At 49.9% G+C, this 16,800-nt stretch carries 17 protein-coding genes; 7 read left to right on the top strand and 10 right to left on the bottom strand.

The window, feature by feature from the left end; translation table 11 throughout:
* Positions 1 to 65: 65 nt before the first annotated feature.
* The 7 genes from T488_RS0114295 to T488_RS0114265 all read left to right on the top strand — a co-directional run bounded on the left by T488_RS0114295 (position 66) and on the right by T488_RS0114265 (position 8,368).
* Entirely contained in the window at positions 66 to 2,804 is a 2,739-nt protein-coding gene (locus T488_RS0114295) for a GGDEF domain-containing phosphodiesterase (RefSeq protein ID WP_028521389.1), read from the top strand.
* 61 nt (positions 2,805 to 2,865) lie between these two features.
* Positions 2,866 to 3,960, top strand: coding sequence for a redox-regulated ATPase YchF (gene ychF / locus T488_RS0114290; RefSeq protein WP_028521388.1), 1,095 nt, complete (start codon positions 2,866 to 2,868; stop codon positions 3,958 to 3,960).
* Positions 3,961 to 3,993: 33 nt separating this feature from the next.
* Complete coding sequence (locus tag T488_RS0114285) at positions 3,994 to 4,731, top strand: hypothetical protein (protein ID WP_028521387.1); 738 nt, start codon at positions 3,994 to 3,996, stop codon at positions 4,729 to 4,731.
* Between the two features lie 268 nt (positions 4,732 to 4,999).
* Positions 5,000 to 6,295 carry a glutamine synthetase family protein gene (locus T488_RS0114280; RefSeq protein ID WP_028521386.1) on the top strand — a complete coding sequence of 432 codons (1,296 nt, stop codon included), beginning with the start codon at positions 5,000 to 5,002 and terminating at the stop codon, positions 6,293 to 6,295.
* Positions 6,296 to 6,303: 8 nt separating this feature from the next.
* Positions 6,304 to 6,870 carry an ANTAR domain-containing response regulator gene (locus T488_RS0114275; RefSeq protein WP_028521385.1) on the top strand — a complete coding sequence of 189 codons (567 nt, stop codon included), beginning with the start codon at positions 6,304 to 6,306 and terminating at the stop codon, positions 6,868 to 6,870.
* Between the two features lies 1 nt (position 6,871).
* Positions 6,872 to 7,249, top strand: a complete 378-nt coding sequence (locus tag T488_RS0114270; protein ID WP_155267230.1) for a hypothetical protein — start codon at positions 6,872 to 6,874, stop codon at positions 7,247 to 7,249.
* Between the two features lie 24 nt (positions 7,250 to 7,273).
* Positions 7,274 to 8,368: a hypothetical protein gene (locus T488_RS0114265; protein WP_028521383.1), complete on the top strand. Its 1,095-nt coding sequence runs from the start codon at positions 7,274 to 7,276 to the stop codon at positions 8,366 to 8,368.
* Positions 8,369 to 8,460: 92 nt separating this feature from the next.
* On the opposite strand, the gene T488_RS0114260 is transcribed toward T488_RS0114265, so the two are convergent.
* From T488_RS0114260 to T488_RS0114215, 10 genes are all read right to left on the bottom strand, one after another.
* A complete protein-coding gene (locus tag T488_RS0114260; RefSeq protein WP_028521382.1) occupies positions 8,461 to 8,955 on the bottom strand; it encodes a CD1247 N-terminal domain-containing protein in 495 nt (164 codons plus the stop codon).
* Positions 8,956 to 8,998: 43 nt separating this feature from the next.
* Positions 8,999 to 9,556 (bottom strand): elongation factor P, encoded by a 558-nt coding sequence (efp, locus tag T488_RS0114255; protein WP_028521381.1) that lies wholly within the window; start codon positions 9,554 to 9,556, stop codon positions 8,999 to 9,001.
* Between the two features lie 86 nt (positions 9,557 to 9,642).
* Positions 9,643 to 10,707, bottom strand: coding sequence for an aminopeptidase P family protein (locus tag T488_RS0114250; RefSeq protein WP_028521380.1), 1,065 nt, complete (start codon positions 10,705 to 10,707; stop codon positions 9,643 to 9,645).
* A 10-nt stretch (positions 10,708 to 10,717) separates the two neighbouring features.
* The gene (aroQ, locus tag T488_RS0114245) at positions 10,718 to 11,149 is read right to left on the bottom strand and encodes a type II 3-dehydroquinate dehydratase (protein ID WP_028521379.1); all 432 of its coding nucleotides are present in this window, start codon (positions 11,147 to 11,149) and stop codon (positions 10,718 to 10,720) included.
* A 2-nt stretch (positions 11,150 to 11,151) separates the two neighbouring features.
* Positions 11,152 to 11,646, bottom strand: coding sequence for a YqeG family HAD IIIA-type phosphatase (locus T488_RS0114240; protein WP_037298475.1), 495 nt, complete (start codon positions 11,644 to 11,646; stop codon positions 11,152 to 11,154).
* A gap of 112 nt (positions 11,647 to 11,758) precedes the next feature.
* Positions 11,759 to 11,932: a 30S ribosomal protein S21 gene (gene rpsU / locus T488_RS0114235; RefSeq protein WP_009984057.1), complete on the bottom strand. Its 174-nt coding sequence runs from the start codon at positions 11,930 to 11,932 to the stop codon at positions 11,759 to 11,761.
* A gap of 194 nt (positions 11,933 to 12,126) precedes the next feature.
* Complete coding sequence (gene leuS / locus T488_RS0114230; protein WP_028521377.1) at positions 12,127 to 14,532, bottom strand: leucine--tRNA ligase; 2,406 nt, start codon at positions 14,530 to 14,532, stop codon at positions 12,127 to 12,129.
* Between the two features lie 20 nt (positions 14,533 to 14,552).
* Entirely contained in the window at positions 14,553 to 14,903 is a 351-nt protein-coding gene (locus tag T488_RS0114225; protein ID WP_028521376.1) for a hypothetical protein, read from the bottom strand.
* Positions 14,900 to 15,268 carry a ribosome silencing factor gene (gene rsfS / locus T488_RS0114220; protein WP_028521375.1) on the bottom strand — a complete coding sequence of 123 codons (369 nt, stop codon included), beginning with the start codon at positions 15,266 to 15,268 and terminating at the stop codon, positions 14,900 to 14,902. Before rsfS ends, T488_RS0114225 begins: the two co-directional genes overlap by 4 nt.
* Before the next feature lie 19 nt (positions 15,269 to 15,287).
* Entirely contained in the window at positions 15,288 to 16,775 is a 1,488-nt protein-coding gene (locus T488_RS0114215; RefSeq protein WP_028521374.1) for an LCP family protein, read from the bottom strand.
* Positions 16,776 to 16,800: the final 25 nt, after the last annotated feature.

Below are 16,800 nucleotides of genomic sequence, written 5' to 3'. Positions count from 1 at the left end.
GCAGGTACACAAGGGGAAATACGCTGCGGCAGAGCGCTGCGGCACCCAAGGTATAAGGAGCGAGCATGAGTATATTCGATTTTAGCAAAACTCCTCCCGCGCTGAGCCATGACTGGCAGGTATTCCAGCAGTTTGTAGGGAATATAGGTGCGTTTACCTACATCGCAAAGGAAAAGGCAGCCTATCTCGACGCCGCAGCCTGTCATATGCTCGGATGCCCGAGTGAAAAGATCAATGAATTCGAGTTCTTCAACCTTCTTGAGCGGATCTCGAAAAGCCCTGTTGAGGGGCAGAAGCATATATATAAATTCACCGACGGAAGCACCTCACGCTACATCAAGATGAACATCTATGAGAGCAGCGATGAGTGGCTGGGCTTCGTACAGGACTTCACACGCCAGATAACCGACATCAACGAGCGTCAGTCCTTCGTGGAGTACGATCCCATCACAAGGCTTCCCTCCTACCCCTCCTTCTCCCAGAAGATAAAGAAGATACTTCCCGAGATACAGCACGCCTGCCTCGCCACTATCTACATTAACGGCATAGACAAGCTGGGCTCGTACCTCACTGTTGACAACACCAACAGCTGTATCACATCTGTGGCGGAGGCGCTGAAGAGCTTTGCCAGCGATACGCTGATAATCGGCTCAAAGTCCAACTATGAGATATGCGTGTTCTTCTGCGACTGCGACAAGATGAGCATTTACAACATTCTCAACAGCATGGACGAGGCTGTACAGAACTGCATACTCACCGACGATTTCGGCGAGATAATAGATATTTCCGACAAGAGCCGCATAAGCCTTTCCATAGGCTGCGCTTCCTTCCCGGAGGAGGCTTCCGACTTCAATATGCTGGTGAACTATTCCGAGTTCGCCCTCTTTGAAGCCAGAACAGACAAGCGCTCTGTCATCAACTGGTTCTCAGAGGAGAACTACGTCCGCGAGAAGGACTCCTACCGCAACGCACAGACCTTCTCCCGCATAGTACAGGAAAATCTGCTCACCTACTACCTCCAGCCTATAGTGGAGACCCAGACCGGTGAGATAGTCGCCTACGAGGCTCTCATGAGAACAATAGGCGATATAAAAATGGCTCCCAAGCAGATACTCAAGATCGGTGAGGCTCAGAACGACCTCTATGCTATCGAGAAGCTCACATTCTTCAACACACTGAAGCTCCTCAGCGACAATCAGCAGATCTTCGAAAACAGGAAGCTGTTCATAAACTGCCTCCCCAATCACCTTCTCACCGACGAGGACTTCAACGAGCTCTACCTTACCTACGGCGAGCTCCTTGAAAAGACCGTCATCGAGATCGTGGAGGAGTCCGCTTCCTCTGCAAAGGGCATAGAGACGCTGAAAAAGCGCTGCGGCTTCGCAAGGGCTATGCTGGCTATCGACGATTACGGCACGGGCTATTCCAACAGCTCAAATCTGCTGCACTACTCCCCCGATTACATCAAGATAGACCGCTCGCTCATCAGCGATATACACAACGATCTGAAAAAACAGCAGCTGGTAACATCTGTAATAGAGTTCTGCCACGATAATCAGCTGAAATCCCTGGCTGAGGGAGTTGAGACCCTCCAGGAGCTGAAGACTGTTATCCGTCTCGGCGTTGACCTGGTGCAGGGCTACTACACTTCAAAGCCCAAGCCACTGTTCCTCAACAGCATTTCCGCTGACATCAAGGACGAGATAATCAGGACCAACCTTGAGACCCGTCCAGAGGGCGTAAAGAAGATATACGCCGCTCAGAACGATACAGAGCTGGATCTTGTCAAGCTGGCACTCGAAAAATATACCGATATACACGTTTATCAGAGCAAGCTCACTATCGTCGGCGATCCCGACAAGCCCGTGAAGATGAATATCTCCGTCATGGACAATCACAGCTGTGAGCTGACGCTGAAAAACTGCAATATAACCAGCGGTAACAGCAAGCCCACTATCTCCGTGGGCGAGTACGCAAGACTGGTGCTCACCGTGGTAAAGGCAAACAAGCTGGGCTACTCGGGAATTTACGTCCCCATGGGCTCACAGTTTGAGCTGAACGGCAAGGGCAGCCTTACCATTGACTGCTACGCCTCAGAGGGTATCGGCATAGGCAATGACTACGACCACGGCTACGGCGACATCACCGTGGACTTCAGCGGCACTCTGGAGATAATCTCCAACAGCGTCGAGTCCATGTGTATCGGCGGCGGCTATAACGATGACGATTCGGAGATAAACCTCCGCTCGGGCAAGATAAAGATATATATGTACTCCCACAACGGTCTCGCTGTCGGAAGCTTCAACGGCGACGCCAATATCGATATCGGCGAGGACTGCTCAATGGACATCACCATCTCGGGCAACCGTGTAACCGGTATCGGAAGCTGTAAGGGCATTTCGACCATCAGCTCAGGTGCTGATATAGTCATGACCTGCACAGGCGCTCAGGCTGTGGGAATAGGCGTCCTTGAGGACGGCGAGGGCAGTATCTATATCAAGCAGGGCAAGATAGAGATGAAGATGCGCTCCGCCAAGCACTCAGCTATCGGCGCAATGAAGGGCAGCGTCAACACCAAGATAAGAGACGCTGTTATCTCCATAGACTCCGAGGGCGACGACGTCACAGGTATCGGCGACTCCGCGGGAACAGGAAATGTCACCATCATCGACTCTCAGGTTTCACTGGTGGTCAATGCAGGCAATCCCAAGGACATCGGCACCGAAAACGGCGACGTCCAGATACAGAATTCCAACGTAAGCTCGCTGGTAAACAACAAGCGTACAACCTACGCAAGCAACTAAAAGCTATTTCTCCCCGCCTTTACCGGCGGGGAAACATATGATATGAAAGGTAAGAATAAATATGAAACTTGGTATGGTAGGTCTGCCCAACGTGGGCAAAAGCACTCTTTTCAACGCTCTCACCAATGCTGGTGCGGAGTCAGCAAACTATCCCTTCTGCACTATCGAGAAGAATGTGGGTATAGTTTCAGTTCCCGACGAGAGACTGGACAAGCTGGCTGAAATGTATGAGCCAGATAAGTTCACTCCCGCGACCCTGGAATTCGTTGACATCGCAGGTCTGGTAAAGGGAGCTTCAAAGGGCGAAGGTCTGGGAAATAAGTTCCTTGCGGATATCCGCGAGGTGGACGCCATCGTTCACGTTGTAAGATGCTTCGAGGACCCCAATATCATTCACGTTGACGGAAGCATCAATCCCCTCCGCGACATCGAGACCATCAATCTGGAGCTTATCTTCTCCGATATTGAAATGGTGGACAGACGTATCGACCGCGCAAAGAAGGCTGCCAAGGGCGATAAAAAGTACCTTGCGGAGATAGACTTCCTTGAGAGACTCAAGTCCCACCTGGAAAACGGCAAGTCCGCAAGAGGCTTTGACTTCACAGACGAGGAGAGAGAGCTTATAAAGTCAACTCCCCTGCTTTCCGCTAAGCCTGTTATATATGCGGCTAACCTCAGCGAGGAGGACTTCACAAACAATATCGACACCAACGAGAACTACAAGGCTGTCTGCAAGCTGGCAGAGGAGGAGCACTCCGCTGTTCTGCCCATCTGTGCGCAGATAGAGGCTGAGATCTCGGACATGGGCGACGAGGACAAGGCTATGTTCCTCAGCGAGCTGGGTCTGGAGGTCTCGGGTCTCAACCGTATCATCAAGGAGGGCTATGCGCTCCTGGGTCTTATCTCATACCTCACAGCAGGCAAGCAGGAGGTCCGCGCCTGGACTATCACAAAGGGCACCAAGGCTCCTCAGGCAGCAGGCAAGATACATACCGACTTTGAGAAGGGCTTTATCCGTGCAGAGGTAATCTCCTACGATGACCTTATAGCCTGCGGAAGCATGGCTGCCGCCAAGGAGAAGGGTCTTGTGCGCCTCGAGGGCAAGGAGTACGTTATGCAGGACGGAGATATAGTTCTCTTCCGTTTCAATGTGTAATTAAAGCAGTAAAACCGCAACAGGAGGGATAAAATGCAGGATAAGCCAGAGAATAATGTCCCCGACCGGCAGCAGGCTGAAAGGATAAGGGAAGCCGAGGCTAAGGTGGCAGCTATGTTTGAAAGCGCCAGGTCTCAGAATAAGCGCTCCGATAAAAAGCGCAGGACCTTCCATGAGGACTCAGCTCCTGTTCTGCCCTTTGTTCCTCCCGTTAAACAGGAAAGAGCAAAGCCCGATACATCGGCGGATATTGCTGAGGAGCATTTGTCCGGACTTGCTGAGGACATTCTCCCTGCCGAACCAGACAAGGAGACTGCCGAACCGGCAGACAGCCTGTCCGAGGCTGAGGCAAAAGTTGAGGCTATGCTGGCAAATGCCAGATCTCAGAGCAAAAAACCATCTGCGCTGAGCCGTGAGCTGTTCGCGGGCAAGGCTGATGAAAAGCAGGATCCTCCTAAGCTGTCCGATGACAAGTTCGACGCCATCTTTGCGGACGCAAGAATGCGAAGCTCCATGGAGAAAAAGAATGCGGGCACTGTTCTTGCCACCGAGGTGGTCATAATGGAGTTCATCTCGCTTTTACTGTTCTTTATTGCTATGAATTCGGAAAATCCCGTTTTCTCCCTCATAGCTGTGCTGCTTCCCGTCTTTGCGGGAATGGGCTACAGGCTCTTTGCAAAACAGATGAGCCTGAAAGAAGCTGCTTCCAAATGCAAGCTCCATATTTTTATTTCCGTTTTTAATCTTGTGTGCGCTATGCTCTCTATGTGAGCACTGACTGTCAGTTTCTTTTATACAGTACTGTACGGGCGGTCTCCTTTTTCAGATGCGGAGCACCTTTTATCACCCCTTTCTGTAAGTAGGCAGAAAACGGGGTCAAAACAACGTAAAACCGTTGTATATCATAAAAAATTAACATCTGTTCCGCGTATTGCACAAATACCAGGAACAGAATTTGTGTGTTATCACTGTAATAGCTTGTTGTATAGGCAGCATCAATGACGCTGCTGCCTGAAATAAATTAACTGGAGGTCTTTCAATGAGCTTTTCTCCTAAAGAGATACTGAAATTCGTTGAAGAGAATGACGTAAAATTTATCAGACTTACTTTCTGCGATATGTTCGGAAATCTCAAAAACGTGGCTATCATGCCGAACGAACTGCCGAGAGCCTTTGAATACGGCATACCCTTTGACGCCTCATGTATTGCGGAGGGCTGCTCCGACCTGCTTCTCGTTCCCGATATTTCTACTCTCTCTGTTCTCCCCTGGAGACCGAAGTCAGGCAGAGTTGTCCGCTTTTTCTGCTCCCTCAAAAATCCCGACGGAAGCGACTATGTGGGCGATATGCGTACCGAGCTCACCAACTATATCAATCAGCTCCGTCTGGACGGATATTCCTGTGAAATGGGCACTAAGTGCGAGTTCTACCTCTTTGAACTGGACGAACACGGCGAACCTACTAAGATACCTCACGACAAGGGCGGCTACCTGGACGTTGCTCCTCTGGATAAGTGCGAGAACGCAAGGCGTGAGATATGCCTCTCCCTTGAGGAAATGGGCATGAGCCCCAAAAGCTCATGTCATAAGCACGGTCCCGCTCAGAATGAGATAGAGTTCCGCGAAAGCGAGCCCATTACCGCTGCGGACAATATGGTACACTACAAGACCGTAGTTAAGTCCATTGCCGCTCAGAATGGTCTCTTCGCTTCATTTATGCCTAAGCCCCTCCCCGATGAGCACGGAAGCGCTCTCAGTATCTCCATAAGCCTTAAAAAGGGCGGCGAGAACATCTTCGGGGACGATATAAACGCTATGCCCGATGAGGGTAAATGCTTTATCTCCGGCGTTCTCAGCAGAATGAGAGAGATAACCGCTTTCCTCAACTCAACCACCAACTCATATAAGCGCTTCGGCATCGGCTATGCGCCTAAATACGTAAACTGGTCCTCGGAGAACTGCGCTCAGCTCATAAGAGTACCCAAGCCTGTGGGAATTACTCCCCGTATCGAGATACGCTCCGCTGACGCCTGCTGCAACCCCTATATCACATTCAAGCTCATTCTTGCCGCAGGTATAGAGGGTATACAGTCCAATGACTGCTCGCTCTTTGAAAGCGCTATGCACAGCGGAGAAAACTGCGACCTGTTCCAGCCCCTGCCCTCCACTCTGGAGGAGGCTGCCGCTATCGCCGAAAGCAGCGAATTCGTAAAGCGCACTCTGTCCGCTGATATAAGAAGCAGCGTTTTCGCTCAGCTGAAACAGCAGATAAGCGACTACGAAAAGGCTGACGATAAGGACAGGTTCGAGGAAATGTCCTACTTCAAGTTTGTGTGAGGAGTTAAATGGAAAGAGCACTTATTGTTTCCGCTAACACCGAGGTCTCGGAGCTTGCAGAACAGCTCCTGAGGATAGAGGGCTGCGGCAGGATAGCTGTAGCTGTAAGCGGAAGTGAAGCCAGAAGGCTGGTCAAGAATGACGCCGAGCCTGAGCTGGTCATTATAAATACTCCCCTGTCCGATGAGTTCGGGCAGGAGCTTGCGGAGATGATCGCCGATATTACCTCCGCAGGCATTATCCTAATTTGCAGCGGCGATGTCTCCGACGAGATCGCGGACAGGCTATCCGACAGCGGTATAAACGTCCTTGCGAGACCTGTCACAAGGGAGCTTCTCCAGCGCACTATAAGGCTCGTTATCGCCGCAAGAGTGCGTATGGCAGGTGTGAGGGAAAGCTCCGATATTCTCAGCCGTATCGAGGAGATGCGCACTATCAACCGCGCCAAGACTACACTTATGAAGTACCTGAAGTTCACCGAGCCTCAGGCTCATAAGTACATCGAAAAGCAGGCTATGAACAACCGCCAGACCCGTCTGGAGGTGGCTGTCCGTATCCTTGCACAGTATGAATGATATGAGCGAAAAATTCATTGCGGTCATTACCGACAGACAAAATGACAGCGAGTCTATGCTTTCGATATTTACCTGTGAGTACGAAAAGGACGGCGTGAAGCAGACCGCCACATACAAAGACGGTACCCACATGATTGTCGATGTGGGCAGTACCATCGAAATAACCGTTGAAAACGGGCAGATAATCGGCACCAATGTTGATAAGATCGTCGGCTCAAACAGTATATTTATGCTGGTATGCCTGTTTATCTTTATCGCTGTTGTGGTGCTGCTGTTTGTGTGGTTCGTAAAGACAAAGTACATAGCAGTACGAATTGGTATTGGCGTTTTTGCTGCGGCTTTTTTCATTCTTACACACATTCCTTCAAAACAAAAATAAACAGCTTACAATAAAGCGGTCATTATGAAGAAAACTGTATTATTTGCCGTCATGGCTGTACTTGCGCTTACAGGCTGTGACAACAGGGAACAAAAAAAGCTGAACAGGCAGTATATCAGTACAGCCAAGTCCAATGCCGTTAAATATATTGAGGATAAGTACGGCTTTACTCCTGAGGTCATAAGTGCAGAACAGGAAAGAAAATATGGCTGGATAAACTCCACTCCTCTGACTACGGTATACGTCCGTATGAACCACGGTGACCGTGACTTCGGTGTGTATATCGACGGCGCTTCGGAAAATACCGACGGATCCGATAATTATCAGAGCAGGGATATTGCGGACTGCTTCTGTTCTGCTATCTCTGAGATAACAGGCAAGCCTGTGCAGCTTACGCTGAAAGGCGGAATGGTCCAGACAAGCTTTGACCCCATAGAAAATGAATGTATCAATATGTACTCTGAGAGCTTCGATCCTTCCGCTCCCGGGGAGTTTTTCAGCAACAGCCGCTGCTCTGTCCTGGCGGAATATGTGAATACGGATATTTCCTCCATTTCGGGCAGGGACCTTCCCTTGTACTTTTTCAAAAACAATAATAAGAACGACATCACTCTGGTATCATATCGGGATAAGGATTATGTTGGTCTGTACGACCGGAGCTCTATGCTGCCATTCTATGCAGAGAGCAGAACGATAATCAACCGCATTGAAACTGTCCATGAGGACTTCTCCCTTGGGCAGGTGGGAGATATGTCCTATTATATCAAGGACGAGGACAGCAGCACTGTTACTGTCAGGGAGGTCGTCCCCGATAACGGCTCTGAATGGGACAATGAATTCTTCACCGCAGAGACAGCTTCAAAAGCCTACTCCTTCAGATGCGACCATGACTGCGAAGTGAATATCTTCTTTCCTAAGTCTGCTATTGAACCCCTGGATCCCAATTATATCAAGAACCATCAGGAACTCGGTATCTGCCGCGGTAACGGCAGCAGCCGCTCCTTTGATACATATAATCTCATGCATTTAAATGATGACTATGAGATATGCAGTTTTAACCTTAATGCAGACCAGGAAGCCTATGTCGTCTTTCTTCGTCTGACAAATGTAAAAAAATAAAAAAGCCCCGCGATCAAAAGCGGGGCTTTTCATCTCAATAATAAAGGCTGCGGATAATCGCTATCCGCAGCCTGTTTTACGATCCTTTGCGATCACTTCTTCTCGGGCTCTTCGTCCTTGTCCTCAAAGTCCTCGATAGTAAGATCATCATAATCGAACTCAAGGAGCTCATCGCAGTTAGGACAGTTTATTGATCCCTCTTCGATCATGCCCTCGTCAAGGAGAATGGTGTCTCCGCAGGTGGGACAGGTGATCTCATAAAGCTCATCGTCATCGTCCTCGTCATCGAAGTCAAAATCGTCATCGTCCCAGTCGTCATCGTCGTCGCAACTGTCACAGTCGCCGTCGCACTCGTCACAGTCAAGATCCTCATAGAAATCATCCTCAACTGCGCCAAGATCCTCGTCAAGGATGTCGCAGAGCTCTGTGAGCTCGTCTACCTGTGACTGGAGGTCCTCAACATAGAGCACCAGCTCGGACATTACCTCTGACATCTGGATGAGAGCCTTGCCCTCCTTTGTAGATGCGTCGATCTCAAGACCGTCGATAAGTCCCTGTAAATATGACATTTTCTCGGTAAGCTTCATAACAAGCTCCTCCTCTCAAAATAGTATCGCGGTTAACAGGAGCTTATGCTCTTGACATATACTCGCCTGTTCTTGTGTCTACCTGAATGATCTCGCCTTCGTCGATGAAGAGCGGAACCTTGATCTCTGCGCCTGTCTCAAGTGTTGCAGGCTTTGTAGCGTTTGTAGCTGTATCGCCCTTGAAGCCGGGGTCTGTCTGTGTGACCTTCAGCTCAACGAAGTTGGGGGGCTCTACGCCGAATACGTTGCCCTTGTATGAGAGGATCTTGCAGATCATCTCTTCCTTTACGAACTTGAAGTTGTCGCCAAGGATAGATGCGCTGATCGGTACCTGCTCATAGGTCTCGAGATCCATGAAGTAGTAAAGATCACCGTCGTTGTAGCTGTACTGCATATCCTTTCTCTCAACGAAAGCTGTAGGGAACTTAGCTGTGGGGTTGAAAGAAGTTTCTACAACTGAACCTGTGATCACGTTCTTGTATTTAGTTCTTACAAAAGCAGCTCCCTTACCGGGCTTAACGTGCTGGAATTCAACGACCTGAACAACCTGTCCGTCAAGCTCAAAGGTAACGCCGTTTCTGAAATCTCCTGCTGAAATCATTATAAATACCTCCGTATTTTTCAAATTAATATGATACTTTATTTTACCACATTTCAGGAATTTTTGCAATACCTAAAGCGATATTCTTATAAAGTTATGAGATTTTTTGCACTTTTTGTCAAGTTTTCGCAGCCGTTTTCGGTCAAAATGACAAAATCCTCTATTCTGACGCCGAATTTTCCTGCGATATAGATACCCGGCTCTACCGTTACTACTGCGCCCTCATTCAGGGGAAGCTTGTAATTGGGTGAAGCATTGGGCTTTTCGTGTATCTCCATGCCTACGCCGTGACCCAGAGAGTGTCCGAAGCAGGCGCCGTAGCCTGCCTTTTCGATGATGTCTCTGGACACCTTGTCAAGGTCGCTGCCTGTTATGCCTGCCTTTGCGGCTTCTAAGCCTGCAAGCTGCGCCTCAAGGACTGTATCGTATACCCTGCGCATCTCATCGGTGGGCTCCCCTACGCAGACTGTTCTGGTCATGTCGCTGTGGTAGCCGTTGTAGACTGCGCCGAAGTCCATGAGGACGAAATCGCCGCTCTCCACCTTCTTGTCGGAGGGAACTCCGTGAGGCATGGAGGTATTGGCTCCCGAAAGGACTATGGTATCGAAGGAAAGATCCTCAGCTCCGAAGGCAAACATCAGGCGGTTCAGCTCAAGAGCTATCTCGCGCTCGGTCACACCCACCTTTATGAAGCCCAGAAGCTCCTCCAGAGCCCTCTCAGCTATCTCCTGAGCCATCCTTATGCAGGCTATCTCATCGCTGTCCTTAGAGGCTCTCAGAGTGGCTATGGCGTTGCTGAGAGAGTCGTTGCTGACAAAGTTAAGGTTTGTGAAGAAGTGCTCATAGGCGTTGAGCTCCTTCACCGTCATGGTCTCGGACTCTATGGCAACGGACTCTGCGCCGTGCTTTTTCAGCAGCTCCATGAGCTGGGGGTAGAGCTTCTTCAGCTCTATTACCTCAGCGTCCTTTACTGTGGCTCTCGCCTTCTCTATGTAGCGGAAATCTATGAGCAGATATGCCTTCCCTGGAAATGCAAGTATCACTCCCGCAGAGGACTTCATGCCTGTAAAATACCGCCTGTTTATGTCTGAGGTTATGAGTACGCAGTCTGCGCCCTCGAATATATCAAAAAGTCTGTCAAATCTGGTCATGCAGCACCTCTTAAAGCTCTGAAAGAGCCTGCACTGCAAGGTAATAGCTTCCGAAGCCGAAGCCGCTTATGCTGCCCTTGCAAACAGGCGCAATGACAGAATTTGAGCGAAAGCCGTCTCTTGCGAACACGTTGCTGATGTGTACCTCGATGACGGGGATCTTTATGGCTGCGATAGCGTCGCGGATAGCGTAGCTGTAGTGTGTATAGGCGCCTGCATTGAGGATAACTCCGTCAAAGCTCTTCCTTGCGGCGTGGAGCTTGTCTATGATGGCTCCCTCGTGATTGGACTGGAATATCTCGCACTCCAGCCCCTGTTCCTTTGCACGGTCGATTATATTGCTGTTGAGGGCGTCGATGCTCTGGTCTCCGTAAACACCGGGCTCACGCTCTCCCAGCAGATTGAGGTTGGGACCGTGTATAACAAGTATCTTCTTAACCATATTTACTCCTTTGCAAGTTTGACAAATTTTTTCGGCAGGAAGGGCTTTTCAAGTACCCTTTTGAATCTTATGAAGCGCTTGCTCTTCGGTTCAAGCTCCATGGGCTCGACGTAGAGCATGGTCACGCCCGATATGTTGGCTCCCCATACGTCCGTAAACAGCTGATCCCCTACTGCGGCGGTCTCTGAGGCTTTCAGCCCCATTTTCTTCATAGCCGCCTTGTAGCCCCTTCTCAGGGGCTTGCCGCTGTCGCTGACGAAATCAAGCCCCAGGGGGTCCGCAAAGGGTCTCACGCGCTCGGGGTGATTGTTTGAGACGATCATCAGCTTTATGCCTGCGGCTCTCATGGTGTCAAGCCACTCCCTTATACCCTCGGCAGGGACGGGATTGTCATGGGTGGTAAGGGTATTGTCCACGTCAAGGATAAGTCCCTTTATTCCGTGCTTTTTAAGAAAGGCGGGACTGATCTCCACCGTTCTTCTGAAGGCGAAATCCACGTCGGTCCCTGTAATTTTATGTATAAGGCCCAAGTTATTTGTCAACTCCGTTCATACAAATGAAAAAGCGAGCCTAAGCCCGCTTTTATCAACATTAATCATTTCCGTAAGATCAATACTTACGCTTACGAGCTGCCTCAGACTTCTTCTTACGCTTTACCGAAGGCTTCTCGTAGTGCTCTCTCTTACGAACCTCAGCAATTACGCCGTCCTTTGCACATGATCTCTTAAATCTCTTAAGAGCTGTGTCTAAAGACTCGTTTTTGCCAACACGAACTTCTGCCACTAAATTTCCCTCCCTTGTTCAGAGGTTGCTCGGAGCTCGGCTCCGATGCTCTATACTAATCACCCTTGCGGGTGTCAGTCAGCATATACCCCAATAAATAGCAGATATACTATAATTAGTTATAAAGAATATACTATAAGTTTACCATATTTTCGGACGATTGTCAAGCATTTTTTTCGTCCGAAAAAAATTCGTTATTTTGCAACAATATTAACAAGTTTATTTGGTACATATATCTGTTTCAGGATATTCTTACCGTCTGTTGCTTCCTTTACCTTCTCGTCTGCAAGTGCCAGAGCGATAACGGAGTCCTTATCGGCGTCAACTGCGATATTCAGCTTTGCCTTCAGCTTTCCGTTTACCTGTACAACTATCTCGATAGTGTCGTCCTTACAGAGCGCCTCGTCATAGCTTACCCAGCCCTGCTCGCTGAGAACTGTGCCGAATACGCTGTTGTAGATCTCCTCGGAGATGTGAGGTGCGAAGGGATAGAGCAGTGTGCAGAATGCGCCCAGCTCTGCCTTGTTTATGGAGCCTGCGTTATATATATCGTTTATGAGGGTCATGAGGGCTGCGATAGCTGTGTTGAACTTCATAGCCTCAATGTCCTCTGTTACCTTCTTGATGGTCTTGTGGAAGTTGGAGCGGAGTCCCTCTGTGTACTCTGTGCCCTCTGTGAGCATATCGGTAAGTGACCATACTCTGTCCACAAATCTCTTGCAGCCCTTGATGCTGGATTCGCTCCAGGGAGCTGCCTTCTCGTAGTCGCCCATGAAGAGTACATACAGTCTCAGTACGTCTGCGCCGTACTCGGCTACTACGTCGTTGGGGTCGATGACGTTGCCTCTTGACTTGGACATCTTCTCGCCGTCGGGTCCGAGGATAAGTCCCTGTGCGGTACGCTTTGCATAGGGCTCTGAGGTGGGTACCAGTCCCAGATCGTAGAGGAACTTGTGCCAGAAACGGCTGTAGATCATATGTCTTGTAACGTGCTCCATACCGCCGTTGTACCAGTCAACGGGCATCCAGTACTTCAGTGCCTCCTGTGATGCGAACTCATTGTCGTTCTTGGGGTCGCAGTAGCGGAGGAAGTACCATGATGAACCTGCCCACTGAGGCATCGTATCGGTCTCGCGGCGTGCGTCCCTGCCGCACTTGGGGCACTTGCACTTTACGAAGCTGTCTATCTTTGCAAGAGGGCTCTCGCCGTCTGTACCGGGCTCGAAGTTCTCCACCTCGGGCAGTCTCAGAGGAAGCTCCTCATAGGGTACGGCTACCATTCCGCAGGTGTCGCAATGTACTATCGGGATAGGCTCGCCCCAGTATCTCTGGCGGTTGAATGCCCAGTCCTTCATCTTGTACTGTACGCCCTTTTCGCCGCAGCCAAGCTTTTCAAGTATCTCAAGAGCCTTGTTGATGGCATCCTTCTTGTTGGAAAGTCCGTTGAGCTCGCCTGAGTTCACAAGCTCGCCCTCGCCTGTGTAGGCTTCCTTGGTGATGTCGCCGCCCTTGATGACCTCGATGATGTCTATGCCGAACTTCTTTGCGAAGTCATAGTCTCTTGTATCATGTGCGGGAACTGCCATGATAGCACCTGTGCCGTAGCCCATCATTACATAGTCGGATATGTAGATCGGTATCTCCTTGCCTGTGATGGGGTTGATGGCTGTAAGTCCCTCTATCTTCACGCCTGTCTTGTCCTTGACGAGCTGTGTTCTCTCAAACTCGCTCTTCTTTGCGCACTCTGCCTTGTAATCGTCCAGTGCGGCGATATTAGCGATGCTGTCGCGGTACTTCTGGATAATGGGGTGCTCGGGGGCGATAACCATGAAGGTAACGCCATAGAGTGTGTCGGGACGGGTGGTGTAGATGCGGAGCTTCTCGTCCTGCTCCTTTATCTTGAAATCAACGAATGCGCCTGTGGACTTGCCTATCCAGTTCTGCTGCTGGAGCTTTACGTTAGGCAGGTAGTCTACGGTCTCAAGTCCCTCAAGGAGCTTGTCTGCGTACTCTGTGATACGGAGGTACCATACCTCCTTGGTCTTCTGAATGATGTCGCTGTGGCATACGTCGCACTTGCCGCCCTGTGAGTCCTCGTTGGAGAGAACTACCTTACAGCTGGGGCAGTAGTTTACTGAGGTCTTGTCGCGGAATACAAGGCCATTCTCGAACATCTTCAGGAATATCCACTGTGTCCACTTGTAGTAGCTCTCATCTGTGGTGTCTATTACTCTGGACCAGTCAAAGGAAAATCCTACTGTACGGAGCTGATTTGTGAACTTCTCAATGTTTCTGTCAGTAACTATTCTAGGGTGGATATTCTCCTTGATAGCAGTATTCTCCGTGGGGAGGCCGTAGGCGTCAAAGCCTATGGGGAAAAGTACGTTGTAGCCCTCAAGACGGCGCTTGCGGCTTACTACCTCAAGTCCCGAATATGCCTTGATGTGGCCTACGTGCATTCCGTGTCCCGAAGGATAGGGGAACTCTACCAGCGCATAGAACTTCTTCTTGCTGTGGTCATCTGACGCCTTGAAGGTGTCATGCTCGTCCCAGTATTTCTGCCATTTGGCTTCAACAGATGAGAAATCATATCTGCTCATTGTAATATCATTCCTTTATTTTAATTATTATTGTTCCATGGTCTCGTGTAATGCTCCGCAACATCTTTGTGGAAGCATAAAAGTGCGGCACAGCATACGTCTGCGGCTCCCTCAAGGAGGTATATCCAGTTGGAGCCGATATTGGCTATGTTCTGCGGAAAGTATATTATAGCTATGAAGGCAAGAAGCCCTGCCAGAGCATAGTTCACATACCTGAACCACAGGAAAAAGGCTGCTGCCTCAAGTATGGCTATGACAAGGGTGGTAACGGAAAGATGTCCGCTGAGTGCCATGTTCAACAGGCACTTCGCCACTACATACACCGCCATAACTACGATCAGCGTACCGCCTGTTTTGTTTTTGAACGTCAACCTTCATTCTCCTTTACAAGAAGGCTGCTGATGTCTACCTGCTCGCCGTCTGCCCAGAGTCCCTCAAGCTTGTAGAAGTTTCTGGTGTCCTTGTAGAATACATGGACGATTATATCGGCGTAGTCAAGGATTATCCAGGTGTTGCCCGTGTCTGCCTCGCGGCGCTGGGGCTCGATGCCCTTCTGTGAAAGTACGAACTCCACCTCGTCCGCCAGTGTTCTTGCATGGGTGTTGCTGGTACCGTTTACTATTACGAAGTAGTCCGCAAGGATAGTCAGGTCGGAGATCTTTATCGCCTGTATGTCCTCGCCTCTCTTGCTGTCAAGTGTCTTTACTATAAGCTCGAGCTTTTCCTGCTCTGTCATCTGCTTCACCTTTCTTTCATTAGTTGTAATCCGAAGCTCTCGGCGGTTCCGTTGCCTTTTCAAGGTCCTTGAAGGTTATTCCCGTATCGTCATAGAGCTCGTACTGATATTCATATTCGCTTACAAATTCCATTATATTGCTCTCGGAAAGGAGCATGGGGCGCTGGTAGGGACGGAAATACTCGTTGAGCATATCCACTGTTGCCCTCTTGTGGATAGAGTAGATACTGTACTGTACGCCGTCAGAGCCGATGTAGGCTGCGTCCTCGCCGGGCACCATGTTGACCGATACGTTATCCGTGGTGAGGGTGGAGCCGAAGTCCGCAAGCTTGCTCAGGTCGTCAACGCTCATGTTAGTAGCTATCCACTTCTTCCTGTATATGGTGTTGAGGTAGCTGTAAAGCTTCAGCCTTCCCTCGTCCTTTACTATGCTGAGTATCTTCTGCATGGCCGCTGCCATGAAGCGGCGCTGGTTCTGTACTCGTCCGATGTCGCCCTGGAGCCAGTCGTGACGGAAGCGCACGAACCACTCTGCCTGCTCACCTGTGAGTATCACGTTCTCGCCTGCGGGGATGATCTTGTCCGCCTCATATACGATCTCGTTGTCGATGTTCATGGGTATTCCGCCCACAAGGTCAACGATGTCAACGATGTCGAAGCAGGTTGTGGTGATATAGGCGTCTATGGGTATTCCGAAGTTTTCCTGTACACAGTTTACCACACGCTGTATCTTGCTGGAATCCTGATCCCAGGCATAGTAGTAAACGCTGTTTATCTTCGTGGTGGGATTGCTGGTATAGTTGGGCACAGCGCTGTCTCGGGGGATCTGAAGGATATGGAGCTTTGCTGCTGCGATGTCAAACTGGCATATCCAGATAACATCGGTGAGCTCCTGATCCTCGTCAAATCCAAGGAAGAGCACGGTGTACTGTCCCTCAATGAGCTGGGGAAGGTCAAGTCCGTCGGTAAAATCGTCGTTTACGATGTCTGTATCCACGCTGAGGTCCATCTGGGGTTTCTCAAGGTCGCCCTCAATGTCACCTGTGGGCTGCCAGCGCTTGAAATAGTTGATTATGGACACTCTCTCGTCGGGCTGCCCCGCCTTCTTGTACCAGAGTATGGGCATATTCAGGAAAAGAGTGATTATGGACACTATGCTCACCAGTATGGCGGCAAGCTTTATAAGGGCGTCCTTCTTACTCTTTTTCTTTTTGCCTTTCGGCTTTTCCTCGTCCTCATAATCTTCATAGTCCGCAGACTCGACGAAGTCTTCCTTCCTGCCCTTTTCATGGGCTCCGTGATATACCTGACGGGGAGCGCTCTCCTGAGGTCTCTCCTCGCCTTCTATGGCTATATCTATCTGGGGTGCCTCATGGAGCCCGTGGTATTCGGGCTCGGCGGGCTTGCGGCTGTTATCTATACGTTTAAGCTTCCTCAGCGGTTTCATAGGCTTCGGAGCGTTGTCTGCATTTGTTTTTAACTCCTCGTTAAGTTCTTCTCGGTTCATTAGAGTCCTCTTTTCAAATTTCCAT

It is taken from the genome of Ruminococcus flavefaciens ND2009, assembly GCF_000621785.1.
GTDB classification, from domain to species: Bacteria; Bacillota; Clostridia; order Oscillospirales; family Ruminococcaceae; genus Ruminococcus; species Ruminococcus flavefaciens_C.
This window is presented reverse-complemented; position numbering and strand designations above follow the sequence as displayed.

What these genes read in the sequence shown, in the direction of transcription:
- T488_RS0114295 (WP_028521389.1), top strand. Translation starts at nt 66, where the DNA reads ATGAGTATATTCGATTTTAGCAAAACTCCTCCCGCGCTGAGCCATGAC.
- ychF (WP_028521388.1), top strand. Translation starts at nt 2,866, where the DNA reads ATGAAACTTGGTATGGTAGGTCTGCCCAACGTGGGCAAAAGCACTCTT.
- T488_RS0114285 (WP_028521387.1), top strand. Translation starts at nt 3,994, where the DNA reads ATGCAGGATAAGCCAGAGAATAATGTCCCCGACCGGCAGCAGGCTGAA.
- T488_RS0114280 (WP_028521386.1), top strand. Translation starts at nt 5,000, where the DNA reads ATGAGCTTTTCTCCTAAAGAGATACTGAAATTCGTTGAAGAGAATGAC.
- T488_RS0114275 (WP_028521385.1), top strand. Translation starts at nt 6,304, where the DNA reads ATGGAAAGAGCACTTATTGTTTCCGCTAACACCGAGGTCTCGGAGCTT.
- T488_RS0114270 (WP_155267230.1), top strand. Translation starts at nt 6,872, where the DNA reads ATGAGCGAAAAATTCATTGCGGTCATTACCGACAGACAAAATGACAGC.
- T488_RS0114265 (WP_028521383.1), top strand. Translation starts at nt 7,274, where the DNA reads ATGAAGAAAACTGTATTATTTGCCGTCATGGCTGTACTTGCGCTTACA.
- T488_RS0114260 (WP_028521382.1), bottom strand. Translation starts at nt 8,955, where the DNA reads ATGAAGCTTACCGAGAAAATGTCATATTTACAGGGACTTATCGACGGT.
- efp (WP_028521381.1), bottom strand. Translation starts at nt 9,556, where the DNA reads ATGATTTCAGCAGGAGATTTCAGAAACGGCGTTACCTTTGAGCTTGAC.
- T488_RS0114250 (WP_028521380.1), bottom strand. Translation starts at nt 10,707, where the DNA reads ATGACCAGATTTGACAGACTTTTTGATATATTCGAGGGCGCAGACTGC.
- aroQ (WP_028521379.1), bottom strand. Translation starts at nt 11,149, where the DNA reads ATGGTTAAGAAGATACTTGTTATACACGGTCCCAACCTCAATCTGCTG.
- leuS (WP_028521377.1), bottom strand. Translation starts at nt 14,532, where the DNA reads ATGAGCAGATATGATTTCTCATCTGTTGAAGCCAAATGGCAGAAATAC.
- rsfS (WP_028521375.1), bottom strand. Translation starts at nt 15,268, where the DNA reads ATGACAGAGCAGGAAAAGCTCGAGCTTATAGTAAAGACACTTGACAGC.
- T488_RS0114215 (WP_028521374.1), bottom strand. Translation starts at nt 16,775, where the DNA reads ATGAACCGAGAAGAACTTAACGAGGAGTTAAAAACAAATGCAGACAAC.